At 41.5% G+C, this 24,513-nt stretch carries 18 protein-coding genes; 5 read left to right on the forward strand and 13 right to left on the reverse strand.

The genetic code is table 11. The features are described from left to right. Window positions 1–82 precede the first annotated feature (82 nt). Complete coding sequence (locus tag LNTAR_RS03675) at window positions 83–787, forward strand: hypothetical protein (RefSeq protein WP_007277292.1); 705 nt, start codon at window positions 83–85, stop codon at window positions 785–787. Here the strand turns inward: LNTAR_RS03675 and LNTAR_RS03680 are convergent, their stop codons facing one another. The 4 genes from LNTAR_RS03680 to LNTAR_RS25105 form a co-directional block, all read right to left on the reverse strand. Beyond that, window positions 788–1,981 carry a hypothetical protein gene (locus LNTAR_RS03680; protein ID WP_007277293.1) on the reverse strand — a complete coding sequence of 398 codons (1,194 nt, stop codon included), beginning with the start codon at window positions 1,979–1,981 and terminating at the stop codon, window positions 788–790. It lies immediately after the preceding gene. After that, entirely contained in the window at window positions 1,978–3,759 is a 1,782-nt protein-coding gene (locus LNTAR_RS03685; protein WP_007277294.1) for a serine/threonine protein kinase, read from the reverse strand. Before LNTAR_RS03685 ends, LNTAR_RS03680 begins: the two co-directional genes overlap by 4 nt. Window positions 3,760–3,826: 67 nt before the next feature. Beyond that, the gene (locus tag LNTAR_RS03690) at window positions 3,827–4,537 is read right to left on the reverse strand and encodes a hypothetical protein (protein WP_007277295.1); all 711 of its coding nucleotides are present in this window, start codon (window positions 4,535–4,537) and stop codon (window positions 3,827–3,829) included. After that, window positions 4,538–5,419, reverse strand: a complete 882-nt coding sequence (locus LNTAR_RS25105; protein WP_007277296.1) for a DUF445 domain-containing protein — start codon at window positions 5,417–5,419, stop codon at window positions 4,538–4,540. A 111-nt stretch (window positions 5,420–5,530) separates the two neighbouring features. Between LNTAR_RS25105 and LNTAR_RS03700 the strand changes: the two genes are divergently transcribed. Further along, on the forward strand, window positions 5,531–6,646 hold the full coding sequence (locus tag LNTAR_RS03700) for a response regulator (RefSeq protein ID WP_007277297.1): 1,116 nt from the start codon (window positions 5,531–5,533) through the stop codon (window positions 6,644–6,646). On the opposite strand, the gene mutL is transcribed toward LNTAR_RS03700, so the two are convergent. The 9 genes from mutL to tig all read right to left on the reverse strand — a co-directional run bounded on the left by mutL (window position 6,643) and on the right by tig (window position 20,006). Next, window positions 6,643–8,562 carry a DNA mismatch repair endonuclease MutL gene (gene mutL / locus LNTAR_RS03705; RefSeq protein WP_007277298.1) on the reverse strand — a complete coding sequence of 640 codons (1,920 nt, stop codon included), beginning with the start codon at window positions 8,560–8,562 and terminating at the stop codon, window positions 6,643–6,645. The genes LNTAR_RS03700 and mutL overlap by 4 nt on opposite strands. Continuing rightward, window positions 8,562–9,152, reverse strand: coding sequence for a tetratricopeptide repeat protein (locus tag LNTAR_RS03710; protein WP_007277299.1), 591 nt, complete (start codon window positions 9,150–9,152; stop codon window positions 8,562–8,564). Before LNTAR_RS03710 ends, mutL begins: the two co-directional genes overlap by 1 nt. Further along, a protein-coding gene (gene prfB / locus LNTAR_RS03715; RefSeq protein ID WP_420798207.1) for a peptide chain release factor 2 occupies window positions 9,145–10,261 on the reverse strand; the annotation gives its coding sequence in 2 pieces (ribosomal slippage) (window positions 9,145–10,209 and window positions 10,211–10,261; 1,116 coding nt in all). Before prfB ends, LNTAR_RS03710 begins: the two co-directional genes overlap by 8 nt. Before the next feature lie 13 nt (window positions 10,262–10,274). Then, complete coding sequence (locus tag LNTAR_RS25110; protein ID WP_007277301.1) at window positions 10,275–10,646, reverse strand: translation initiation factor; 372 nt, start codon at window positions 10,644–10,646, stop codon at window positions 10,275–10,277. Then, the gene (locus LNTAR_RS03725) at window positions 10,633–13,335 is read right to left on the reverse strand and encodes a serine/threonine-protein kinase (RefSeq protein ID WP_007277302.1); all 2,703 of its coding nucleotides are present in this window, start codon (window positions 13,333–13,335) and stop codon (window positions 10,633–10,635) included. Before LNTAR_RS03725 ends, LNTAR_RS25110 begins: the two co-directional genes overlap by 14 nt. A 107-nt stretch (window positions 13,336–13,442) precedes the next feature. Then, window positions 13,443–16,571 carry an isoleucine--tRNA ligase gene (gene ileS, locus LNTAR_RS03730; RefSeq protein WP_007277303.1) on the reverse strand — a complete coding sequence of 1,043 codons (3,129 nt, stop codon included), beginning with the start codon at window positions 16,569–16,571 and terminating at the stop codon, window positions 13,443–13,445. 181 nt (window positions 16,572–16,752) lie between these two features. Further along, window positions 16,753–18,042 (reverse strand): ATP-dependent Clp protease ATP-binding subunit ClpX, encoded by a 1,290-nt coding sequence (gene clpX / locus LNTAR_RS03735; protein WP_007277304.1) that lies wholly within the window; start codon window positions 18,040–18,042, stop codon window positions 16,753–16,755. A gap of 1 nt (window position 18,043) precedes the next feature. Beyond that, on the reverse strand, window positions 18,044–18,643 hold the full coding sequence (locus LNTAR_RS03740; protein WP_007277305.1) for an ATP-dependent Clp protease proteolytic subunit: 600 nt from the start codon (window positions 18,641–18,643) through the stop codon (window positions 18,044–18,046). Window positions 18,644–18,668: 25 nt separating this feature from the next. After that, on the reverse strand, window positions 18,669–20,006 hold the full coding sequence (tig, locus tag LNTAR_RS03745) for a trigger factor (RefSeq protein ID WP_007277306.1): 1,338 nt from the start codon (window positions 20,004–20,006) through the stop codon (window positions 18,669–18,671). Between the two features lie 317 nt (window positions 20,007–20,323). On the opposite strand from tig, the gene LNTAR_RS03750 reads away from it, so the two are divergent. Genes LNTAR_RS03750 through LNTAR_RS03760 form a run of 3 tightly spaced genes read left to right on the forward strand, consistent with a single transcriptional unit; the run spans window position 20,324 to window position 24,510 of the window. Continuing rightward, entirely contained in the window at window positions 20,324–21,097 is a 774-nt protein-coding gene (locus tag LNTAR_RS03750; protein WP_007277307.1) for a zinc ribbon domain-containing protein, read from the forward strand. A 15-nt stretch (window positions 21,098–21,112) separates the two neighbouring features. Then, window positions 21,113–22,792 (forward strand): alanine/glycine:cation symporter family protein, encoded by a 1,680-nt coding sequence (locus tag LNTAR_RS03755; RefSeq protein WP_157473194.1) that lies wholly within the window; start codon window positions 21,113–21,115, stop codon window positions 22,790–22,792. 14 nt (window positions 22,793–22,806) lie between these two features. Beyond that, window positions 22,807–24,510, forward strand: coding sequence for a WD40 repeat domain-containing protein (locus LNTAR_RS03760; protein WP_007277309.1), 1,704 nt, complete (start codon window positions 22,807–22,809; stop codon window positions 24,508–24,510). The last annotated feature ends 3 nt before the right edge of the window (window positions 24,511–24,513 follow it).

A 24,513-nucleotide genomic window follows, 5' to 3' on the forward strand; every position in this document is an offset into this window, starting at 1 on the left:
GGGGAATGTAGTTTGCTTCATATTTGTTGCAAGTCACCCAGATAATGCTAATTTAATGAGCTATTTTTACAGGAGTTAATTAATGAAGTTTTACAGTCTTATCCCTTTGGTTTTTATGTTGTCATGTGCAAGTCAAAGGTCGAATCATACCCCCCCCAAGAATACAGAAGAAGCAGCCCCCAAAAAGAGGATTGCAGTTAAAAAATATGAAACCCCACAAGTTTCTGTCGAAGTACAGGATGGTAAGGGCAAAATTGTTTCTCGTATTAAGGAACAAGATATGACCATCTACAAACTTCGAATTAAAGACTATGAAGAAAAGCCATTAGGCGAACTCGAAGAACTACTCAAAACTTCTAATGCACAAGTGACAACTGTCATAGTTGAAGCCTTATTTCACCGAGCTATGGATAATTATAATGCCGCAATGATTGAAAAGAGAAAAAATGGGGAAGTTGATTCGGAGCCAGTAAACATTGATCACGTTGTACGTATTTATGCATCTCTTTTAAAAGATAAGCGAGAAGTCGTGCTCGAAGATGATGACACAACTCTTTGGATGGAATCTAAGAGTATTTACGAGAAACCTCAAATTAGGATTTATGCGGCTTACATGGCGCAGCGTATTACTAATGGCGATATAAAGCCCTATGGCCTAGAGTTTAATAAGCATCGAGCAGGGATTCTGTACTGCACAAAAAATGACTTTGCTCAAGTCAAAGAGGATGTGGCTTCTAACTGGTTAAAGTGGTGGAAAGAGTATGGAGAAGAGCAGTACAGTAAGTGATTAAGGCAGTTTAAAAAAGGTGCTTAAACCTTCTAAGTAGGCTATTTTGACTTGGGTGGGGGAGCTTTTATTTGCCGAGAAATCCGCTTGGATTATGACCTTGAGTTTGTTTGCATAGATCGAGTTGCGTCTGCCTTGGCTTTCATCTAAAATCGTGGTAATCACTTCAATGATTTCTTCGTTCAAACTATTAGGAACAGTGAAGGACATGTAAGGGTTAAGGTGGAAGCTAGTTGTAGACTCATTAAATGAGATGTTTTGTATCTCTCCATATACTTGAAAGGTTTTTGGATCTTTATGAAGTCCCTCATAGATAGGTGAATACAGTAGTTCAGTGAGTGCATCGGCTTTTCTGTAAGAAAGTAAATCATTTTTCCATCCTGAATCTGATGACGCAATAGTGATTTTGTTTTTCGCATAGCTCAATTTGACTTTATAATTCAAGTCAATTATTTGGATGAGGTCCATAAGGTTTCCATTTTCAAGCTTGAAACTTATGGGCTTCTTGATATTTAAAGTGCCAGTGTAAATGACTTTTGCCTCTGCGTTTAAGGAAGTTTTTAAGTCATCACAAAAAGGGATTGACTTGACTTCAAGTTCAATACCAAGCTCTCTAGTTTTGCTATTGATGAAGTTAATGAGAGAGAAAAGTTGCGTTGTATTAAAAGAAAGTGACTTAAAATGAGTTTCTTTAAGTTTTGAAAACATTTCTTCTTTGGGGGACTCTAGGTGTAAGCCATATTTTATACTATAGCCTTGGTGGATTTTGGAGACTCTATTTTCTATGATTTCTGGTGGGAAGGTGCTTAAAAGATCTTCTTCTAATTGTCCGATGTTATTAGAGACTAGAGCAATGATGAATTTGAGATTGGTATTTTCTTTTGAACTATCTAATTGATGGAATTTTTCGCTGAGGATGGTTTGGAGTTGGCGACCGTCATCTAAGAGCCTTCTTTTAGATTCAGTTGGAGCTTGAGTCAAAATACTTTTAATATTTAAGCTATCCCCAGTCGTTAATACAGAAAGGCGGTTCATGTAGATGGCGAGCTTGACGTTTTCTGGGTTTTCTCCTTGCTCTACATAACGTTGTGTTAAGTATATTGATGAGCCTTCACGTACTTGGAGCCAAATGGGGTCCACTTCATTGGCGAAACAAATGTTGATACTAGAGAAGAAAAGTAAAAGTAATTTCATTTATGGGTTCTATTTAAAATTAAATGAATGAGTTGACCATGTGCACTTTCCTTTTGGAAGGGGATTTTTCTGCGTCGGAAATCATTGGGATTCGTTAAGGCGTAAAGCACTAATATATTTTCATCAGTGGATTTTTGTTTTAAGACAAATTCAGAGCTGATATTAGCAAGTGCTTTAACTGCCTCTTTACTGTTAATGGAAATGCTATGCTCGAGTGGGCCGTAAATCTTGTTTTCGACGAAGGTTAATTCCTTATCATTGTAGTTGCTGAGGCCAGTTTGGAGCTCAGAAGTCGATTTCATAGATTCGAGAGCTTCGAAAAAATGTATACTTAAGTTTTGTGCGTAGATATTGTTGTGAAGTAAAGTTGAGATTTTTTTTATATGCGCAGTTATGTTCCCATGCTCATGGCTAGCAAGAGCATTGAAGTGGCCGACTAATTTTACTTGAGTTGGGTTTGCTTGAGCGATAGGTGGGGTGTTCGTTGGGGCGACTTTCTTTGGTTTAGGAGTAGCTGAAATTATTTTTTCTTTGGCGCCGTTCTTTTTTTTTTCAGTTTGCCCAAGAGTCTTTTTAATTTCCTTTTTATTTTTTCTCAAAGCCTTGTCTTCTTTAGCAGGATCTTCGCTTGCTACAGGTTTTTGAGCAAGGGGTTTACTCGGTAGAGCTTTTTTGACGGGGCTAGTATTTTTAGGCTCTGATGAAGGTTTGCTAATCTCGGTGGGTATTGCTTCTTGTTTAGAAGTGTTTTGTTTAGCTTTTGGGTTTTTTGGTGCGCTCTGATCAATATTAATTAAGGTTAAGGCAATGGTAGCCAACAAGAAAAAACCCGCAATGACTGCAATGAGTGTTTTTTTACTTTTGTTATTGTCTGATTGGGCTCGATCAAAGACTTTTGATTTAGCTTTTTTGTCAGCAGCATTTTGATAAACGCTTGCTTTGAGTTTGAGTTGCTGCAGGGCTTCGATAACTTGAGCCCAATTTTGAGGGCGTTTATTAAGGTCTTTTTCTAGGAGGTGGTCAACAAAATCTGAAACGCCTTGGGGTATTTTTGCCTTAGCTTTTTTTAATGGGATATGTTCCTCTTCCACCTGCATGCGTAAGATTTCATTAAATGACTTATCTTCAAAAGGAGGGTGTCCAGCTAACATATGGTAGAGTGTTGCGCCAAATGAATAAATATCGGCGCGTGGGTCCCCACTTTCCCATTCCCCCAATATCATCTCTGGTGCTGCATACATAGGGGTAAGCATGATGCCATCGCTTTCTCCTTGGATTTCACCACCCATTCGAGCTAGGCCGAGGTCAGCTAATTTAGCTTCGCCTTGTCGTGTGATGAGTATATTGGCGGGTTTTAAATCACCATGAGTTAATTGACGCGTGCTATTTCCGTAGTGTAAACCTTCGGCAATTCCTGTGAGTAATGGGAGGGCATCTTTATAAATAATGGAATCATTTTCTTTGATAAGTTCCAATACATCTCCGCCATCAACGAGTTCCATTGCAAAATAATAAAGATTATCTTCAGTGTGACCGACATCGTAAGCTTGGACAATGTTTTGGTGAGTAAAAGCAGCAGCAGCTTGAGCTTCCCTGAAGAAGCCTCTTAAGAAATCTTGATCTTGAACTGTGTGCTCAAAAAGAACCTTGATGGCAACCTTTCTATTAAGGTTGACTTGAGTCGCCGAGTATACGGTGCCCATGTTGCCACTAGCAATTTTTTCGAGTATACAAAACCCGTTAATTAATGTGCCTGGAGCTAATATTTTGAGCCTCACTTATTTTAAATTTCAATAATTTAAAAGAGCTCATCTAAAAATCCAATCTATTCTACCTTAAGAGTTGTTACTTGGGCTCTTTTTTGACACAATATACGAATGAATTCCAATCAATCTTACTTTTAAATAAACTTTGAAGTTTTTGTGGGGATAAAATTTTACTTTCTATACCAGCCGTTTCAGAGTTTAAAGTGTGTTGACTTCTGTCTGCAATGTCTGACCAAGTGAGAGCTTGAGTATCTGAGCAGACGTAGGGACCTGGGGGAAAGTCGCTTATTTCTGAAATCAATCGGCAGATATGAGCAACTAAATCGATCTTGCAAAGGTTGACATGTTTTGCGCCATTTTTTATTCGTGGCAACCATTTTTGCGGTTGTCGCAAATGGTCATCCCATAAAAGCCCGCAATAGAGTAGAGCTGAGAAGCTTCGGAAGTAACTTTCATTTATCGCTCTTGGGTGCTCGGCTTTGAGAGGGTGATCATCAGTAATGATTTCGTTTGCTTGGGTGACCTTAAATAAGCTAGCAGTGGAAATGAGGATGCACTTTTGATAATGATTTTTTGCGAATTCCGCAAATCCCTCAGCTCGCACGCCCATTTTTTCGATGGAACAAGAAATAATGAGTGTTTTGGCTTTGGGTAAGATCTCAAATGGTGAATCTTCTAATGAGAAACAAAAATCCCCTGCTTGATCTAAAGAACTCGATTGTACATTTTTAAATTGTTTTTTTAGGCAAGATCCTAGGTAGCCACTCCCAATGATAAGTGCATCAAGCATTTAGTTAAGCATTCCAAAAGTGAAGGCTTGGACAAGGCCAATGAGGGCTCCTAGCAGAGCTCCAAAGGCGGTGATATAGCGAAATTGTTCTCGGCTAAAACCGAGGATAATCTCTTCGAGTTGCTTGATTTCCAGTTCATTGATTCTGGATTCGATTTTTTGGCGAATGTCTAAGTGGCCACTGCTTAAAGCTTCTTCGATGGCCACACTCAAACCATCAATGATTAGGCTAGTCATTTTTGGGGCAATGGATTGTGCGATTTTACTATAGTCGATGCGATCAGTTTCTTGGCTGATTTTATCTTTGATAAGCAGCCTAGTTTCATCGGTTGAAAATGATGCTAAGGTTTCGTGACTTAGAGCTTCGATGCCTTCCAAGACTTTTTCACAAATCTTACCTTTAAATGGTGAAGCCACCATAGCGACCATTGAGCCAAGGGAGTCAATCGCTCTATCAATCATTTTTTCAGCGAGTTCAGGAGCTTTGTTGGCACTGACTTCCACAAACTTATCTTTAGCGGTTTTAACTAAAGCCGAGTGAATCATAAAGCTGGTTTGATCTAATAAATCAGGATTATTTAGGATGTTAGGCAGTTCTTGCTCTAAACCCTTAAGGATTTCTTTTTCAAGCTGATCATGCATATCCTGTGATGTGAGCATGTCGTGGATCTCTTTTCCTGATAAGAGATGTTTTTCAAATGTTTCAGCAATGTTTGCAGCGATAACCGTTCTTTGCGAAGGTATAACACCTGGCGTCATGGGAACCCTAATACCAAAAACATAGATGGGTTTATAGGGCCTGAAAAGCATTTTTATAGCGAGCTCATTGGTTACAGCGCCAATTACAGCACCGATTGCAGGCATGATAATAAATTCTGTCATTGATATCTTCTATTTTTATAAATTATGGGACTATATATAGCGCTAGTTTCACTGAAAAACTAACAATGAGTGTTATTGTGTCAATATAAAATATCAAAATGAGGTTTAATTATGCAGGAATATCATGATTTAAATGAGATTTCGCTACAGGAGCGATTAGAGCGCTGCGATGCAGAGCTTAAAGGGCTTTCATTGGTAATGAACAAGTTGCTTAAAAATATTGCTGTATACAGCGATTTTTTAGAGGATGAACTTGATGGCTCTGTTTCTGGAGAGCGCTATTTAGATAAGTTACGTCATGATGTCGGGCAAATTAAAACCGTTTTTTCAACTATTTCACAAGATTTAGAGTCTACTGTAAATGATCAAGAAAAAGTAAATTTAAGTAGCTTACTTAATGCTTTTTATAAGCGTAGTCGCAAATTGCGCGAAGTAGAAGATCAAAATTTAGTCGATGATCAAGAAGAGTTGATTATTCAGGCTAATATGAGTCACCTTTCATCTGTATTTATGTTTATGAATTCTCTTTTATCCAAAGAAACGCCTTATGCCTTATCCGTTGATAAGGTTAATATCAGTCAGCAAGAAGGGCTGAATGATGGCGTTTATTATTCTATCCAAATGAGAAGTTCGGATGATATTAATGATTATGTCCCCGTTAATTATGATGCAGAAATTTTCACTCAGTCGGATCAACAGGAAATGCTCTTTGTTTTAGGCGCCCTAAAACGTTTCTCTGGAGCTCTTTTTTGCAACGAGACTGCAGATCAGCTCTCTCTTCAATTACTACTCCCATCCATGGATTATCATGCGGTAGGGGGCCAACTTGATAATGATTTGACCTCAGTTGCCTTACAGGGAACTGAAACGATCTTGGTGGTCGATGATGAAGATATGATTTGGGATGTTCTGATCGAAAATCTTCAAAACTTAGGTTACATCGTATTGTTGGCTGAGAATGGCTTAGATGCAGTTGAGATCTACCGCGAAAATCCAGGCCAAATTGATTTAGTTATTCTCGATATGGTGATGCCAGAAATGAATGGTCGTGAAGCCTTTCATGAACTCAAGAAACTTGACGACGAAGTCAAAGTTCTTATCTCATCTGGTTTTATGGCTGAAAATGAAGCAGGGGATCTCATTAAGGCAGGAGCGGCGGCATTTCTCCGCAAACCCTATCGCATGATTGAGTTAGCTCGAAAATTAAGAGAGCTACTTAAAAATTAATTGCGACCGAAGCGCTTTTTGAGCTCATTATCAGAAATATTTATGAACACAGGTCTTCCTTGCGGGCAAGAATAGGGTGTTTCACATTTATCTAATTCAAGTAGAATCTTCTCCGAGCTCGTTTCATTAAACTTGATATGGCTTGAAGTAGCTTTGCAGATAGTTTTTGCAAGGTTGAGGTGAATGTCTCGTTTGAGGCTTTCCGGACTGTGGTGAAGCAAGTCGATAATTTTTCTAATGAGTCCAAATAAATTATCTTCTGGGAAGCTCAGGGGAGTAGAATCAAGTAGCCAGGTGTTGGCGCCGAAGTGACGTAAGCCAAGACCTAATTCACTTAATTGGGAATGATACTTTTCGATAAGGTGTGAGTCACTGTGGTTGAGTTCTAAGCTAACGGGGATGAGCAATGCTTGGGTATGGTCTATATTACTCCGATAATTATTGAGCATTTGTTCAAAGACAATACGTTCACGAGCAGCTTTTAAGGAAAGGATAATGAGGCCGTTATCTCCTTGGCATATGAGGTATTCACTATTATAAAAAGAGATGATGTCTAGCTTGTCGAGGCCGTGGCTGAATTCTTTCTTTTCAATACTTGTTGACTGGATCTCTGGCTTTGATTCAGGAACCTCATTTTGTGCGGGGTTCACCTGAGGAGCATTGCTCGATGGTACTGGGTTTACTTCTTCTTTTCGAGGAGGATGTTGAACGGCTTCAGATTTTGTCAAATCTACTGAATTTTGATGAGAGATTTGACTATCTACATTAACGGAAGTTAGATCTTTACGAGCTTCGGCTTGCTGCTTATTAAGTTCATTGTTTTCGGATAGGTTTTTTGCTGTATCTAGGCTTAAAGAGACACGGCTACTAGTGACTTGTATGGCTGGATTGAGAAATGTAGGGGCCACGAGTTTTTGCTGAGAGCCACTAAGTTGGCGTAAGGCTAATTCAAGAGAATGGCTGATAACTTGGCAGATGAGTTGTGGCTCACGGAATCGCACTTCTCTTTTTGCTGGGTGTACATTGATATCGACTCGAGATGGATCAATTTCAATATACAGTATACAGGGTGCAAATTGCCCCTTATTGATGATTCCTTCATAAGCATTGCGAATAGCGCGATTTATTTCTGGAGCAATGATGGGGCGTTGGTTGATGAAAAAACGTTGTTCTCTAGAGTTTCCGCGAGCGAGGCCAGGTCGTGAGCAAAGACCTTTCACGGAAATGCCGGCTTCTTGATAGTCGACTTCCATCATTTCTTTGACTTGGTCACGGCTCACAAAGGAGCTGAGGCGAGTTCTTGTGTCCTGACTCGGGGGGATGTTAAAGACTTTGCGCTTATCGCAATGCAATTCCATGTGGATATCGGGACGAGATAACGCCATTTGGATAAATGTTTCTTGGATATGAAAATCTTCCGTTCTCTGAGATTTGAGAAACTTTTTTCGTGCAGGAACATTATAAAATAATTTTGCCACACGAATACAGGTTCCAGGTGCACAGCCAATTTTTTCAACACTAGCAATTTCTCCGCCATTTACTTGGATCATTGTGCCCTCTAGATCATCATGCAAACGTGTTAAAATAGTAAATCTCGAAACAGAAGCCACACTCGGAATAGCTTCACCGCGAAAGCCATAGCTACTAATGGCATCTAAGTCGCTAGCGTCGGTGATTTTGGATGTGGCATGTTGCTCGAGGCAGAGTAAAGCATTGTTCTGATTCATGCCTGAGCCATTGTCAGATACTTCAATAAGAGATGTTCCCGCATTTTCAGTTCTTACAATGATTCGAGTGGCGCCGGCATCAACCGCATTATCCACGAGTTCTTTGAGGACAGAAGCAGGCCTTTCGACGACTTCGCCAGCGGCAATGCGGTTAGCAATTTCTGCACTTAAAACTTTAACGTCGGCCATTAGGGTTTCAAAGCCTTTGTGATGTAGTCTGAGTTTGTTGAATTTTGTACCAGTCTAGGAGGAAAAAAAGATTGATAAGATTGAAAGTTCTTCATTTTCCCCATGAGTGAATCCAAAGCGCTTGTGTTCGGCGTAGTCATGATGACAAGGCTTAAGAAAGAGGGCTCTTTTTGAGAGTAGAGTGGGTATTGACTGAGCGTTTCATAAGCTGTACCGCTTTGGCTGTTTAAAATAAAGCACTTAGCTAGTTTAATTCTGAGGTTTTTATTTAGTGGATAAGCCCTTAGGCTATCTTTGCTGATCTGAGTCGCTTTGTCAATCTGATTAGAAGCTAGTAGGCTGTCGGTGTAAGCTTCGATGAACGCAGGGTTGTCTTTGAAATGACTGTAAGAATTTTCAAAGATTTTATTTGCAAATGCATACTTGCCACTATTAACCAAGCCCTGTGCGCTTGCACTCTGTACTTCGTAAGGGATGGTGTTCTTCTGGACAAGCTGGCTCGGCCGAACATCTTTTTTGAGCAAGATAAGCGTTGCTACAATGATGCCGACCAAGCAGCTTAAAACAGAAATAATGGCTTTATTAGTCATTTTCTTCTTTGTTGAGTCCTGAACGTAAGAAAGACTGGATGAATGGATCTATGTCGCCATCAAGGACTTTGTCTGTGTTCGATGTGCTGTGATTAGTGCGGTGATCTTTGACACGTCGATCATCAAGTACATAAGAACGGATTTGACTTCCCCAGCCGATGTCATTCTTTTCGCCTGCGTTGGCATCGAGCTCGGCTTCGCGTTCAGCTTGCTTGAGTTCCTCTAGTTTGGCGCCAAGCATTTTCATAGCGGTGGCACGGTTCTTGTGCTGAGAGCGTTCCATTTGGCATGATACGACAATGCCAGTTGGAAGGTGAGTAAGACGAATAGCAGAGTCCGTGGTGTTGACGTGCTGGCCACCTGCGCCAGAGGCGCGGAAGGTGTCGACTCTTAAATCTTTCGCATCAATGTCAACTTCAGCCTCATCTCCGATATCGGGAACGACATCGATTGATGTAAAAGACGTATGTCTTCTCTTGTTTGAATCAAAAGGCGAGACACGAACAAGGCGGTGTACGCCACGTTCTGCTTTAAGGTAACCAAAGGCCATGGGGCCTTCAATGAACATGGTGCAGTTTTTGATGCCAGCTTCTTCGCCTTCTAGAATTGAGACAAAAGTAACTTTGAAGCCTTTTGACTCGGCCCACCTGCGGTACATACGTAAAAGCATGTCGGCCCAGTCACAGGACTCAGTTCCACCTGCGCCAGCATTGATTGATAAGAAGCAGCTGCCGCTATCGTATTTACCTGAAAGGAAGCTCAAGAGTTCTAAATCATCGAGAGCTTTTTCTAATTCGGGTGATTCCTCACCAGCGTCATCCATAAGTTCCGAGGAAGCGCCTTCTTCTTCAATCAGCTCACTGAGTGTGATGAAGTCTTCAACTCGAGCTTCGAGTTCTTTGTAGGGGACCACAACGCTTTTGAGCGCAGAAACTCTGTCGACGGTGCTTTTTGCGGCATTGCTATCATCCCAAAAAGATGAGCTGCCCATTTCAAGTTCTAATTGATCGAGTTCTTGGCTTTTATTAGAGACGTCAAAGATACCTCCCCAGGTGCTCGAAGCGGTCTTGGATCGCTTTAACCTGTTTTTGTAATTCGTCTAGAGTCATGTTCTTCCTAAAATTAGTTGATTTCGCCTTTGACGCGAAAATTTTTATTTTGTAAAAATGAAGCCGCTTGTCGGCGTTTATCGCCTTGCAGTTCGAGTGTTTCTTCTTTGACGGTACCTCCACTGCCGATGGTTTTTTTTAAATCACTGAGCAATGTCATCATTTCAACGAGTTCGAGTACGGGTTCGAAGCCATAAATCACAGTGACTGTTTTTCCAGCACGTCCTTTTTTCTCTAAGCGGATCTTGCAGGTCGTGTGCTGAATTTTGTTGGTGGTTTTTTTGCTTTCTTCAATATCTTTGGCGACACAGTCAATGTCTAGGCTCGCAAAAGGGTTTACGGAAAAGCCTTCAGATTTGAGAGGCTTTTTTTTATTCTTGCCCATTGAAAAATACCTTGTAATGATTTGCGAGTCGAGGGTTGAGCTCAGTCGCAATTTTTAAATAAGCCTTGGCCACGGCATCATTTTTAAACCAGTCCATGAGTAGAGCCGCTTTGAAATAATCTTCAGCAGCAGATTCTTGGAGGTTTTTGGCAATAGAATCGGGGCTATCGGGTATTTGGTCGAGTTTTGACTTGGCGACAAACTCTAAAATCTTGGCGAACTGAATATCTTCGAGCTGAGCCACATCAATCTCAAGGGTAAAGGCTGCGCCTTTACGGCCCATGAGCAGCTGGTCGTTTTTAACTTCTAAAAAGCCATCAATACTTTCTTCAAATTCACGAGAATGAACATCACCTTCGTAGGGGGTGCTAGAAAGGATTTTGATGAGGTAGAAACGGATGCGATTGAGTAGCCTCAAGCGCTCATCTTCAATAGCTTTTCTTTGCGAATCAGGCTGAGAGTTGAGATAATCAATAAATTCTGAGATCGTCGGGCTGAAATCGAGGTTTGATGGGTAGGGGCGCTGGGTTTTATTCACTGGACTGGGAGAAAAGCTTGCAAAAGCTTCATCGAAGTTCTCACTTACTTCTTGAGAAGAATTATTACTTATTGAAGATGCTTCTGGGGTGAACTCATTTTCTTCAGGTAGAGGTGTGAATTCTTTAGGGCTCTCAGGGGTAGAAGTTTCTTCTTCAGTAGCCGTTTCAATCGCTGTATTATTTATATTTGAATCATCTACAGGAGCTTCTTCCGGAGTGGTTTCTTCATTGACTTCAGCATCGCCAGCTTCATTATTTTCGTCGTTTTGAACTTCGCTAACTGCCGCATCTTCAGTTTGGTCTGCGCTATCTTTTTTCCGCAAAGCAAAGACAGCAATTCCCGCTATGAGAATGAGGACAACAAGTATGGGAATAATGGGAGGGCTTTTCTTTGACTCTTCATTGAGTTCAATTAACAAGTCTTCATGAGCAAGGTCCGTGTCTTGGAGTTTGGCGTGTTTGAATTTATCTGTATCTTTTTCGAGTGGTGCTTTAGAGACGGGTGTCTTCATGCGAGTTGCCGCCATATTTGATTTTTGCGTATTGCGCAATTGATCAAATTCTTTTTCCACTTCTTTCAAGCTTGGGCGGTCACTGGGGCGAACGGTAAGCATTTTTTGAACGAAGTCACAGAGTTCTTGGGGAGTGTCACTGCGTAGCTCTGAAAGGCTTTTTGGCGTCTCTTCAAGGTGCTTATCCATTAAGGTTTCTTGGGTGTCTGCTGAATAAGGCAGTTTTCCTGTGACGAGTTGCTGCGCAATAAGTCCAAGGTGGAAAACATCGCCAGCGGACTCGCTGTCTTGGCCTTTGCGAATAATCTCTGGTGAAACAAACTCTGTTCCATAGAGAGTCTTATCATCTAAGCTACGCATGATGGAGTAAAAAATATTAAAGTCGGTGACTTTGATTTGCCCATCGGAATTAATTAAAATGTTGCGTGGAGTGAGGTGGTGATGGAACTGCTTGTGGCGACTGTATTCAAGTAAGCCTTTACTCACTTCATGGAGTGTTTTTAGGCAGGCATTGATCGGCAGTGAGCCATTGGCTTTGGCAATAAAGTTTTCCAATGAACGTTGATTCATGAATTGGCTAACCATAAAGAATTGGCCTTCATGAGTTCCAGAAGTGTAAATCGGAACAATATTTTGCTGTGTGAGAGTCGCACTGAGGCTGAGTTTCTCAATTAAGGTTTTGACAAGCTCTTCATTAGCCGAAATTTCTTTACTGAAAATTTTAACACATACTTCGCGGTTGAGAGAGAGATCAAGGGCGCGATAGACGGCAGAAAACTTGCTGTCAGAGAGTTGATCCTCTAAAAGAAAATGCTGAAAACGCTTAGGAACAATGATAGGCTCAGAGCATTTTTGACAAGGGACTTTTTCAAAAGCTTTTTCTTTGGAGAAATCATTAAGCGCTCCGCATGAATGACATTTAACTTTGTTAAGTCCATTATTGCTATCTTCACTTTCTTCCTCAGTGCTACTTTCATCCTTAGCCGCTTGCGGCGCTTCTTTAACTTCAGCTTCGTTTGCTTCAGCGGTCTCACTTGTTGTGATTGTTTCTTCGCTTGGACTAGAGGTGTCTTCGGTGGGCTTGCTTTCGGGAAGTTTATCTTGGATAGTCGGGGTAGTATTTACATCGACTTTATCTTTTGTTGTCGCGGCGAGAATTCTTTGTTTCGCAGCAGCAATTTTATCTTCTAGTTCCTGAGATTCACTTTTTTCAGGCTTAGGCTCAGGTTTTGTCTCATTGACACCATCTGAATTGGAAGCTAAAACTCTTTGTTTCGCAGCCGCAATTCGACTAGCGATATCACTTGCGGATCCAGCCTCTTCATTTTTAGTGGCTTTTGCGGGAGAGGGCTGAGCAGTTTTTTGGCCGGGAAGTTTGATGTCAGTACCAAGTGCTTTTTTAGCTAAATTTTTGACATCCGTTTTTTCTTCAGTTTTAGGGGGTTCAGGTAAAGACGCTGATTTCTTATTGTAGCCAAGAGTGAGTTTTTCTTCTGGGACTTCGATTTTGGCATTACAGCCAGGGCAGTAAAATTTTGATCCTATAACAAGGCCAGATACATTGAGCTTGGCATTACATGCCGGGCAGAAAATTTTGCTTCCTTCAGGTAAAGAAGGTTGGCTTACTTGGTCAGACATTAGAACTCCTAAGCTAATAAAAAATAATCAGATAAATTAAACGGAAAACCCCGAATCACAACGTTTATACGTGTGTTCGGGGTTAAATATTGAATGAGAATAGTATCTTAGGCTCTACTTAGAGCCAGTTCTAAAGCGTAGTCTTCGATTTTAAATTCAAAATCGTAGGAATTAACACCCTCAAAAGAAATTGAATCTGTGAGGGTTTCTCCGCAAATATATTCTTGGTGCTCTTCAATGGCGAGCTGCAAGTTTTCGTCACTCTTAATGCTAAGAGCAATTCTGTCACCTACATTGAAGCCAGCGTCTTTTCGGGAGCGTTGGATGCGGTTGATGACTTCGCGTGCAAGTCCTTCGCGGAGAAGTTCTGGGCTGAGTTCGCAATCGAGTTCTAAAGAAATGAGGCTATTGGATAGGGCTTCATGACCTTCGCGAGCTTCGCGGAAAATGTCAATATCACCATGAGTGAATACTTCGCAGTCAAGTTCGATGGAGCCAGTTTCTTCAAAGCGGGCAATATCTTTTTCGCTTAGTTTTTTAATCAAACCAGTGAACTTACCCATTTGCTTACCAAGGCGTTTGCCAAGAGCAGGGAAATTAGGTTTCGTGAAGAAGTTAATGTATTTAGCTTCGTCCTGATCGTACTCAACCGATTTGATGTTGAGCTCGGTTTTGATGTAGTTCTCTAAGCGCGAGATCTCTTGAAGGAGTTCCTTGTCCTTGTGAATGACCGTAAGGCGTTGAAGTGGAGTTTTTACTTTGATTTTTACTTGGTTGCGTTTCTGTCTACCAAGTAAAATGATCTGATTCATGCGGTCAACCGCATCTTCAAGAATGGTGTTGATTTTGCTTTCATCAGCCGTGGGATAAGTGCAAAGATGGACTGACTCGGGAGCTTCGCTAGCTGAGTCCATACCTTTGAGTTCTTGATAGATGAACTCAGAGAAGAAAGGTGCAAAAGGAGCCATGCTAATGCTCAGTTCCTTTAGAGCTGTGTAAAGAGTTGAGTAAGCAGAGCATTTGTCGTCTTCTAGACCTTCGGCCCAAAAACGTCCACGGTTGAGGCGGATGTAAGTATTGGTGAGATCTTCGATGAAAGTGAAGAGGGCAGGCACGACGTTGTAGAGTTGGTACGCGTCCATTTCCGTAGAAATGTTTTTCTTTAGAGTCTGAAGATTAGAGATGAGCCAGTTATCAGTAATGTTGTCGCCTTCCACGTAATGCTTAGCAGGATCCCAGCCGTCGAGATCAGCATAAGTTTTGAAGAACTTGAATGAGTTAAACCACGGGAGCAGAGCCGTTCTTACCATGTCTTTAACTCCTTTGTCATCAAACTTCTGTTCTTCGCCTTTTACAAGGCCTGAGGTGATGAGGTAGAGGCGTAGGGCATCGGCGCCAAATTCTTCCATGAGGTTATCAGGAGCAGTGAAATTGCGTTCCGACTTTGACATTTTACGGCCATCTTTGGCAAGGACAAGTCCGTTGACAATAACGTTTTTGAATGCTGGCTTGTCGAAAATTGCTGCAGAGAGAACTGTAAGTGTGTAGAACCATCCACGAGTTTGGTCGAGGCCTTCTGCAATGAATTCTGCAGGGTAGCCTGCATCAAAGACTTCTTTATTCTCAAATGGGTAGTGGAATTGAGCATAGGGCATAGATCCGGACTCAAACCAGCAGTCGAAAACTTCAGTGATACGCTTATAAGTCCCTTCTTCTCCTGGGATCGAGAAAGTGACATCATCAGTGTTCTCACGGTGGAGATCGTCGAGTTCAACGCCTGAAAGCTCTTTGAGCTGCTCAATAGATGAGACACAAATTTTGTTTTCGGTCGTATCGTTGATCCAGATGGGGATAGGTGTTCCCCAAACACGATTACGTGAGATAGCCCAGTCTCTTGCGCCTTCGAGCCATTTTCCGAAACGACCTTCTTTGATGTGGTCAGGAACCCAGTGGATTTGCTTGTTGGCCGCGATCATTTTTTCTTTGACCGCTTCGACATTCACGTACCAAGAAGGGATCGATTTGTAGATGAGTGGTGTTTTTGAACGAGGACAGAAGGGGTAGGAGTGAAGGTAGGAACTGCGCTCGTAAAGTCTTCCATTTTCTTTGAGGTCTTTGATGATTTCTTTGTCAGCATCTTTGACGTAAGCACCAGCATAATCAGTGATTTTAGCTGTGAATTTACCTGCATCATCAAGAGGGCATACGGAAGCTTTGATATCGGCTTCTTGCATGACGCGATTATCGTCTTCACCAAAGCCAGGAGCGAGATGGACAATACCTGTACCACTTTCAGTGGTTACATAATCGTCGTTAAGGATCTGGAAGCAGTTCTCTTCTGCGAGTTCCGCAAAATAAGGGAAGAGAGGTTCGTATTGACGGCCTTTTAAGTCTGAACCTTTGATGGTTTCGAGAACTTCTAAAGTGTTCTTCTTGCTGTAGTGTTCAAGGCGGGCTTCAGCCATGTAGAAAGTTTTACCTGCATCTTCGTCACGGACTTTGACGTAGTCAATGTCGGCGTTGGTACAGAGGCAGAGGTTTGACGGTAGGGTCCAAGGCGTGGTCGTCCATGCTGCGAGGTAAGCGTCTTCATCTTTGAGTTTGAAGAAGATTGTGACAGCAGGGTCTTGCACGTCTTGGTAGTTTGAACTTGCTTCAAAATTCGAGAGTACAGTGCCAAGAGCTGTGGAGAAGGGGACGACTTTTGTGCCTTGGTAAATGAGGCCTTTTTCCCAGAGTTGGCCAAAGACCCACCAAACGGATTCCATGAAGTCAGTATCCATGGTTTTGTAATCATTCTCGAAATCAACCCAACGGCCGATACGTGAAATAGTTTTTTCCCATTCCGAAGTGAAACGCTGCACGATACCACGGCATTCTTCGTTGTAAGCTTTTACACCAATTTTTTCTACGGCATCTTGAGCGCTCATGCCGAGTTTCTTGTCGATTTCGTGTTCAATCGGAAGACCATGGCAATCCCAACCAAAACGACGTTCGACGTAGCGACCTTTCATGGTGAAATAACGCGGAATGATATCTTTTAGGGTCGAGGCAACTAAGTGGCCGTGGTGAGGGAGACCTGTGGCAAAGGGAGGGCCATCGTAAAAAATGTAAGGGGGGCAGTCTTTTGTTTGCTCAAGAGACTTCTTGAAGACATCTTGTGTTTTCCAGAATTCGAGGATTTTTTTCTCGCTCTCAACGAAAGAGAAATTCTCGTTTTGATTCTCGGTTTCCATGCTTTAGCTCGCTAATAAATTTAAAAGTCCGCTAATATGCTTTTTATTTGCTTTTATGCCAATCAATTTTTGTGATTCACTCGGCAATCGAGGAGATGAAATTAATTTCTTTTGGATGAAGGCTTTAGAAACACAAAAACCCTTTATTTCTAAAGGGTTTTTGAAAGTGGTGGGACTGAACTTAGGAGCTCTTTTTACTCTTGGCCTTTTTGAGTATGTACTCAGGTTCAGTGCCTTCAGAAACAAACTCTTTGCTGATGATAACTTCTTCCACGTCTGTGCGGCTGGGAAGTTCGAACATGAGTTCGAGCATTGATTTCTCTAAGATAGAGCGTAAACCACGAGCGCCAGTGCCTTTGTCAATGGCCTGGTGAGCCATTTCTTTGAGTGCTTCATCACTAAAGGAAAGTTTAATACCATCACTCATAAGGATGTACTGATACTGCTTAATGATTGAGTTTTTTACATTCGTAAGAATGTGGACTAAATCTTCTTCTTTGAGTGGGTTGAGAGTAGAGATGACGGGCAGTCGGCCAATAAGTTCAGGAATAAGTCCGTATTTGACGAGGTCGCCAGGTTCTACTTCACGCATGATCTCTTCGATTTCCGCATCGGATTTCACGCCGTTGCCTTGATCGGCAAAACCGATAACGCGACGCCCTAAGCGACCGCGAATCACGTCTTCGAGCCCGACAAATGCACCTGCGCAAATAAAGAGGATGTTTCGAGTGTCGATTTGAATATAATCTTGATTGGGGTGCTTGCGTCCGCCCTTGGGTGGAACGTTGCAGTGTGTGCCCTCAATAATTTTTAAGAGAGATTGTTGAACGCCTTCACCAGATACATCACGAGTGATTGACATGTTTTCGCCTTTTTTGGCTTTTTTGTCAATCTCGTCAACGTAAATAATGCCGTATTGAGCTTTCTCAATATCACCGTCAGCTGCTTGGATGAGTCTGAGGATGATGTTTTCAACATCTTCGCCAACGTAACCAGCTTCAGTTACTGTGGTGGCATCAAAAATAGTGAAAGGAACATCGAGGACTTTAGCTAAAGTTTTAGCGAGAAGTGTTTTACCGCAGCCACTTGGGCCGAGTAAAAGTACATTACTCTTTTCCATTTCGAGGTCATGTGCACCTTCTGGATGGAAAAGGTTGTTTTGTACGCGTTTGTAATGGTTATATACGGCAACAGAGAGAGTTCTTTTGGCGTAATCTTGGCCAATGACGTAGTCGTCTAGGACGTGCTTAATTTCTTTCGGAGCCAAAAGGTTGAAAGGAATTTTCTGAGCTTGTGCTTGTTCTTCGCCTTCTGCAACATCAGCCATGCTCTGTTGGGGGAAAAGGATCTCAGAGCAGATCTCTACGCAATCACGGCAGATAAAGCTGCCGGTTGGGCTCGCAATAAGTTCGCCAGTTTGCTCTTTGTCACGTGAGCAGAAAGAGCATGTGCTGTTTTTCTCTTTGGACATATTAGGCTTTCTTCGTCATGATGTGATCAACTAAGCCGTATGCTTTAGCTTCCTCACCACTCATGAAGTAATCTCTATCTGAGTCTTCTTCGATTGTAGGGTAATCTTTGCCTGTATGGTGGCTTAAGATATCGTAAAGTTCTTTTTTGAGACGCTTGATCTCAGCTGCCTGAATCGTGATGTCGGCAGCTGTACCGCCAGCTCCGCCAGAGGGTTGGTGGATCATGACGCGTGAGTGCGGTAGACAGTAGCGTTTGCCAGCTGTGCCAGCAGAAAGTAATACAGCACCCATGCTCGCAGCTTGACCAATACATACGGTTTGTATGTCGCAGGATAAGATCTGCATAGTGTCGTAAATCATTAAGCCAGCAGTGACTGAGCCACCTGGGCTATTGATGAAGAACTGAATGTCTTTCTTGGGGTCCTCTGCCTGGAGGAAGAGGAATTGAGCGACAAGAAGGGATGCTACGTGATCATCTACTGGAGTGCTCAGCATGACAATTCGGTCTTTTAATAGTCGTGAGTAAATGTCGTAACCGCGTTCGCCGTTAGCACTTTGTTCGACAACCATGGGTACGTAATGACTGTTTTGTGGATTCATACTGAGTTTCTCCGTTTAGAATGAATTAAGCGTTTTTGCCTGAAGCGATGTCAACAATTTTGTCTAATGTCTTGTCCATGAGAACGTGATCTGTGAACTCGTGAAGAGAATTAGTTTCTTGGAGTTGCTTAGTGAGATCTTCAACGCTCATATTGTAGTGTTGAGCCATGGAGTAAAGCTGCATTTGAACTTCGTATTGGTTGAGTTCAACTTTTTCTTCTTTAGCAACTTCTCTTAAGATCATGCGAGTCTTGAGATCTTTTGTTGCAGCAGCAAGAGCTTTTTCTTGAGTTGCAGTTTCGGCAGCAGTTTTCTCTTCGCTAGGGCAGCAGTCATGCTTTTCGTCAGAGTCATTATGTCCACATTGTTCTGGAGCTTCAATACCTTCTTCAGCCATGATCGTGTGAACTTGACGGTGAGTTTCTTGCTCGAGGAGGTGTTGTGGAAGGTCGCAGTCAAAACCTTCGAGGAGTTGAGCAACGATTTCGTCGCGCTTTTCACTGCGCTGCTTGTTTTCAAATTGGCTCTTGAGTGATTCTTTGATTTTTTCTTCGATGTCAGCGAGGTCTTTTGCACCAGCTTGAACAGCGATTTCGTCGCTGAGTTCAGGAGCGTTGCGACCGTGAACTTCGATGATGTCAGCTGTGTACTCAACAGATTTACCAGCGAGTTCAGCATTGTGGAAGTCTTCAGGGAAGTCTGCAGTCCAAGTAACTTTGTCGCCTTTGCTTTTGCCAGAAAGTGCTTCAGTAGCACCAGGGATGAAACCATTTTCAGTGAGTGGGATCCAGCGATCTTCGCCAGCGAGCACGTCTTTTGTAGCTTCAGTAGCTTCGAGATCAGTAGAGAAGTTTGATTTCACGAAATCTTCTTTCTCAGCAGGGCGATCAACAACTTCCATTGTAGAGAAACGAGCGGCCATTTCTTCGAGAGATTCTTTTACTTTAGCTTCGTCTTCAACGTATTCTTCAAGCTCAACTTTAACTGATTTGTAATCAGGGAGAGTGATAGTTGGGTAGATGTCGAGAGTGATTTTGAAAGCACAGTCTTCGTTATACTTGGGTGTGAAATCAGCAACGTCGAGGTAGCCAGCGATTTCGAACTTTTCACTTTCGCGTGCTTGATCAACAGCTTTTGAAACGAGTTTTTCGGAGATTTCTTTTTTGATTTGTTCGCCATACTTTTGGAGGATGAGTGTGCGAGGAACTTTGCCATTACGGAAGCCAGGAAATTTAGCTTGTTGGCCAATTTGTTTGCAAACATTGTTAAAAAGTTGTGTAACTTCTTGTGCGGGTGTGTTGACTTCGAGTTCTTTGCGACAAGCTGAGAGCTCGTTGATAGAGTAAGTAAGTGCTTGACTCATATTAGGTTTCCTAAGTTTTGTTTTTATTAAAATTTTTGGTGCTTTTTGCCTATGACCGAATATTTCTCAATAGAGCAGGCAAAAAATACGGACTCTAAAAATGAAGTGAGATGATTATTTTTCCACCCGTAATAAGTTTTTTTTGAATAAGTGCTAAATAAAGTTGAAAAGTGAGCTTTGATGGGCGAGATAGGTTAAAAGGGGCTTAATTCGAAATGCATTTTTAAATATGAGCCGTTTTTGAACTTGTAGTTGGTGAATCAAGGGAGGATATTAATTTAAGTGTAAATAGAATGAATCAATAGGATTTGAGTAATATGGAAATTCAGTGCGACAAATGTGGTAACCAAAACCCCTTAGGTGCAATTTTCTGCAGAACTTGTGGAGAAAAACTTGAGATGAAAGAAATGCAGCCGAAGGTGACTCAGTCGGCTAATAAAAGGAAAATGAATTCTTTTATGCTGCGTCAGCTAATTTCATTAATTGTTTTTATATTGATTGCTTTAATTGGCGTTGGTGCATTTATGAAGCAAGATGTACCAGTCTATGAAGAGGATGAGCTTAAGAAAGATGTCATCGTCAAGAAGCAAAAGTACTTATTTAATCGCCTTAATAATGATGCTAGGTATAAAAAGCTCAAAAAACTGACTTTGACTGAAGCTGAGCTAGCGGCGGTAGTGACTCAAGATATGAAAAGCCGTTGGGAATCCGAAGATGGCAAAGCTGCCGCAGAAGAAGCACTCGTTATTCCCCAAGAGTTTTATGTCGATATTCTAGATTCGGAACGCATCAAGTTCATTTTGAGAGTTAAATTGAATCGTCTTTTCGAGACGGATCTTTATTCATCAGTAGTTTATAAAATCGTCAATGATGAAGAGACTGGACAAGCTGAATTTGTTTTAGATGGAACAAGTCAAGGTTGGGTTCCAGTTCCCACGGCGGCTAGTATGACGATTAAAGCTAACTTCAAAGCTATGTTGGCGGAGTCAGATAAGCCAGAAGAAATGGTGAAGCAAGTGGCGAGTGTTGAGCTCGATCCAGAAGCGGGTTCCATTGTTATTAATTTTGTTCAAGCAAGTAAAAAGAAGTAAGCTTCCCCCAAGTAAATGAAACGAGCAATATTTTTACTATTATTAACATTATGTACATCGATCTCCGCTGATAGTAGTGTAGAAAAAAATGATCCCGTAGTGGTTCAAGAACTAGAGCCTGCCCAGGCGCAGCAAGAGTCGGAGTCAATTGAGGCTTCTTCAACGGCTGCTGTTAGCCCTGTTGTTAATTCAGAGGCTGAAAAGGAAGATGGCGGTTTTATTTCAAAAGCGACAGCTTCAATGGATAAGATTATCGGTAAGATCACCAGTGTCTTATTTAGCGTTATCATGTTTGATATTGCCTTTGGCTTATTAGGTACAAGTGTGCCTTTAGTTGTGGTTACCTTGATGGTAGGTGCGATATTTTTCACTTTCCGTTATAACTTTATTACCTTTAAGCTTTTTGCTCATGGTATACAGGTCGTACGCGGTAAGTTTGACAAAGAAGGAGAAGCTGGAGAAGTTAATCATTTCAAGGCTTTAACATCTGCTCTTAGTGCAACAGTCGGTTTAGGTAATATTGCTGGTGTCGCAATTGCCGTGCACCAAGGTGGTCCAGGGGCTGTTTTTTGGATGATCTTAGCCGCATTTTTTGGTATGGCCTCTAAGTTTTCCTCTTGTACACTCGCTCAGAAATACCGCGTGATTAATAATGATGGTTCTTTTTCTGGTGGTCCGATGTATTATTTAGAAATGGGTTTGAAAGAAAAGGGCTTAGCAAAACTTGGTACTGTATTTGCTGTAGCCTATGCCTTGATGATTATTGGTGGAGCCATGGGTGGAGGTAATATGTTTCAGGGCAATCAAGCCTGGGGAGCTTTACAACAAGACTTTTTAGGCGGTTCACAAGATCCTAAAGCTGCATGGATTTTTGGTATTACTTTAGCTTCTTTAGTGGGGCTCGTGATTATTGGAGGGATTAAACGCATTGGTAAGGCGACAGAATTTATTGTTCCCTTTATGTGTGGGCTTTACGTAATTGTTTCACTCTATATAATTGGGATGAATGCGAGTCAGATCATTCCATCACTCAAATCTATAGTCACTATGGCCTTCTCTCAAAATGCAGCTTTTGGTGGTTTTATAGGGGTGTTAATTATGGGGGTTAGACGTGCCGCCTTCTCCAATGAAGCGGGTGTGGGTTCGGCAGCAGTTGTCCATGCGGCAGCAAAAAATGAAGAGCCAGTGATGGAAGGTGTCGTGGCTATGTTAGGCCCTTTTATTGATACAGTTATTATATGTTTAATGACAGCCTTGGTAATTATTATTACGGATGTGAGTGCGCAGTACCCTGCAGAGTTTAGTAAGGGGGCTATCATGACGGCAAAGGCATGGAGTAGCGCAGGTACTTACATGCCTAAGGTCTTAACAGTTTGCATTGTGCTCTTTGCTTTTTCAACCATGATTTCGTGGTGTTATTACGGTGAGCGAGGTTGGATATATTTAGTAGATAAATTTTTCGGCAAAGGTAAAGGAATTAGCTCATTAATTATTTACCGAGCTTTATTTGTTTTTTGTGTTTTCCTTGGAGTTGTAGTCAATGCGGGTGCAGTCCTAGATTTTTCTGATGCCATGATTTTGGGTATGGCTTTTCCTAATATTATAGGCATGATTATTTTGTCGGGAAGAGTAAAAGGCTGGGCAAAAGATTATATGAATAAATTAAAATCGGGCGAAATTGCCCCAACAAAGTAAGCGGAGAGAGTGATATGTGTAAAAAATTGATTTTGGGGGCCCTGTTATTTTCAAGCATGGCTATTTCAGCTGATGAACACGGAAATCGTGTAGGTGAGATTTCTTTCGATAAATCAGGAAGTGAATACCTCGTAAGTGGTCGTGATTTAGTTTTACTCAATCAGAATGGCGAACAAAAATCCTTGCTCAATAGAAATGCTTATCCAGTCTCTGCAGCAGAATTTAGTTCAGATGAAAGTTATGTAATTACCGTAACAGGAAAAACAAAGCACTTAAAAGTTTTGGATAAGCAAGGTAAAGAAAAAGCGTCTTTAAGACTTGGTTTTGTTCTTCCTGAAAATATAGAAATGCAAGTTGTGGGTTACGATAGCACGATTGTTTTGAGCTCAAATAACCAACTATTTTTCTATGAATATAAGAATGGTAAGATTGTCAAAAGAGCTGAGTTACCTTTCCCAGATACATCCTTTGTGAATGCTTACGATGTAAGTGCCGATGGCAAGTACGTTTTTATCAATGATCGCCGTTTTCTCATTTTAAAATCTCCCAAATCATGGATCTTTAAGCCCGCAAAAAGCTTTGTTAAAGTAACGGGTAAAATCCGTAAAGTTCGCATCGCAGATAATGGGAAACAAGTGATGGTACTCCACCAAAATGGTCGTGGTATCTCGGTTCACAATGCCGAGAATGGTGAAATGGTGAAGAGCTACTTATTGACCTCACCAATTAATGAAGTTGAGTGTGATGGTAAGTTAAGCAAAGCTTACTTTAACGGAGGTGTACTAGACCTAGTCACGGGTGCTGCGGAAGTAAGTAAAAAAATGCCGAATGGCAGAATGAATATAAATGTGGATTCCAGTGCCGTTTCTGTTGGAGCGATTATCAAGAAAAATGGTAAGCTCTATGACTATACAGCCCCGTACCAGACTTTTAGTTCGGCGCAATTTGAAGGCGAGACACTAGTTGTTAATGAAGCAGATAAAACCTATGAGATTAATGCTAAGGATAAAACGGCTAGAAAAGTTGCAGCAAAAACTTTTTATAAAGGTCGCTTTAAAGGTTTAGTTGGCAAGAGTGATGATGGTCGTTATGGAGTAGATTTCTCTGGGCGAGTTTATGATTATCGACAAAAAGCTTTCGTGGGTCGACCGCTATTCGGAACAGGTGGATACGTATTAAAAGCCAGTATTTCCGATAATGGTAACATCGCTTTTGTAGGTGCTAATAAAGTATATATTTATAATCACTTGAAGAAAAAATCGATTACTAATTTTGATTTGCCAGCGAGTCTCAATCAAGAGAGTGATGTGAGTGTGAGCCTAAGTCCTAGTTCTAAGCATTGTGCAGTTTCTTATATGACAGCCGATGGGTCAGTGGAGGTTTATGTGTATAATTTAGCTGAATCGAGACCAGGTGCCTTGTCACGAAAAATCAGCGGTGCAAAATCGCTGCTTTTTACATCGGATGAGACACTCCTTATTGCAGGTGGTAAAAGTATTTTGACCACGGAATACAATGGTAATAAGTGGGTGATTAAAGATGCACAATCACTCTTAGTTGAGTCAGGTACTTTGAACAGAGTTCTCATGCAAGGAGACTATGTGGCAGGCTTGAATGAAAACGGTCGCATTCACTTGTTTGATTACAGAACTGGAGGTGAAATCTACACCGTTGCCCTGAAAGCCAATGAAACAACAATGCGCTCAGTAGGAAAATAAAAC

The sequence above is a fragment of the Lentisphaera araneosa HTCC2155 genome (assembly GCF_000170755.1).
Lineage (GTDB): Bacteria > Verrucomicrobiota > Lentisphaeria > Lentisphaerales > Lentisphaeraceae > Lentisphaera > Lentisphaera araneosa.

Coding starts and splice junctions, on each gene's coding strand:
- LNTAR_RS03675 (WP_007277292.1), top strand. CDS start 83: ATGAAGTTTTACAGTCTTATCCCTTTGGTTTTTATGTTGTCATGTGCA.
- LNTAR_RS25110 (WP_007277301.1), bottom strand. CDS start 10,646: ATGGGCAAGAATAAAAAAAAGCCTCTCAAATCTGAAGGCTTTTCCGTA.
- LNTAR_RS03755 (WP_157473194.1), top strand. CDS start 21,113: ATGAAACGAGCAATATTTTTACTATTATTAACATTATGTACATCGATC.
- ileS (WP_007277303.1), bottom strand. CDS start 16,571: ATGGAAACCGAGAATCAAAACGAGAATTTCTCTTTCGTTGAGAGCGAG.
- LNTAR_RS03750 (WP_007277307.1), top strand. CDS start 20,324: ATGGAAATTCAGTGCGACAAATGTGGTAACCAAAACCCCTTAGGTGCA.
- tig (WP_007277306.1), bottom strand. CDS start 20,006: ATGAGTCAAGCACTTACTTACTCTATCAACGAGCTCTCAGCTTGTCGC.
- LNTAR_RS03725 (WP_007277302.1), bottom strand. CDS start 13,335: ATGTCTGACCAAGTAAGCCAACCTTCTTTACCTGAAGGAAGCAAAATT.
- LNTAR_RS03760 (WP_007277309.1), top strand. CDS start 22,807: ATGTGTAAAAAATTGATTTTGGGGGCCCTGTTATTTTCAAGCATGGCT.
- LNTAR_RS25105 (WP_007277296.1), bottom strand. CDS start 5,419: ATGACAGAATTTATTATCATGCCTGCAATCGGTGCTGTAATTGGCGCT.
- mutL (WP_007277298.1), bottom strand. CDS start 8,562: ATGGCCGACGTTAAAGTTTTAAGTGCAGAAATTGCTAACCGCATTGCC.
- LNTAR_RS03680 (WP_007277293.1), bottom strand. CDS start 1,981: ATGAAATTACTTTTACTTTTCTTCTCTAGTATCAACATTTGTTTCGCC.
- clpX (WP_007277304.1), bottom strand. CDS start 18,042: ATGTCCAAAGAGAAAAACAGCACATGCTCTTTCTGCTCACGTGACAAA.
- LNTAR_RS03710 (WP_007277299.1), bottom strand. CDS start 9,152: ATGACTAATAAAGCCATTATTTCTGTTTTAAGCTGCTTGGTCGGCATC.
- LNTAR_RS03740 (WP_007277305.1), bottom strand. CDS start 18,643: ATGAATCCACAAAACAGTCATTACGTACCCATGGTTGTCGAACAAAGT.
- LNTAR_RS03690 (WP_007277295.1), bottom strand. CDS start 4,537: ATGCTTGATGCACTTATCATTGGGAGTGGCTACCTAGGATCTTGCCTA.
- LNTAR_RS03700 (WP_007277297.1), top strand. CDS start 5,531: ATGCAGGAATATCATGATTTAAATGAGATTTCGCTACAGGAGCGATTA.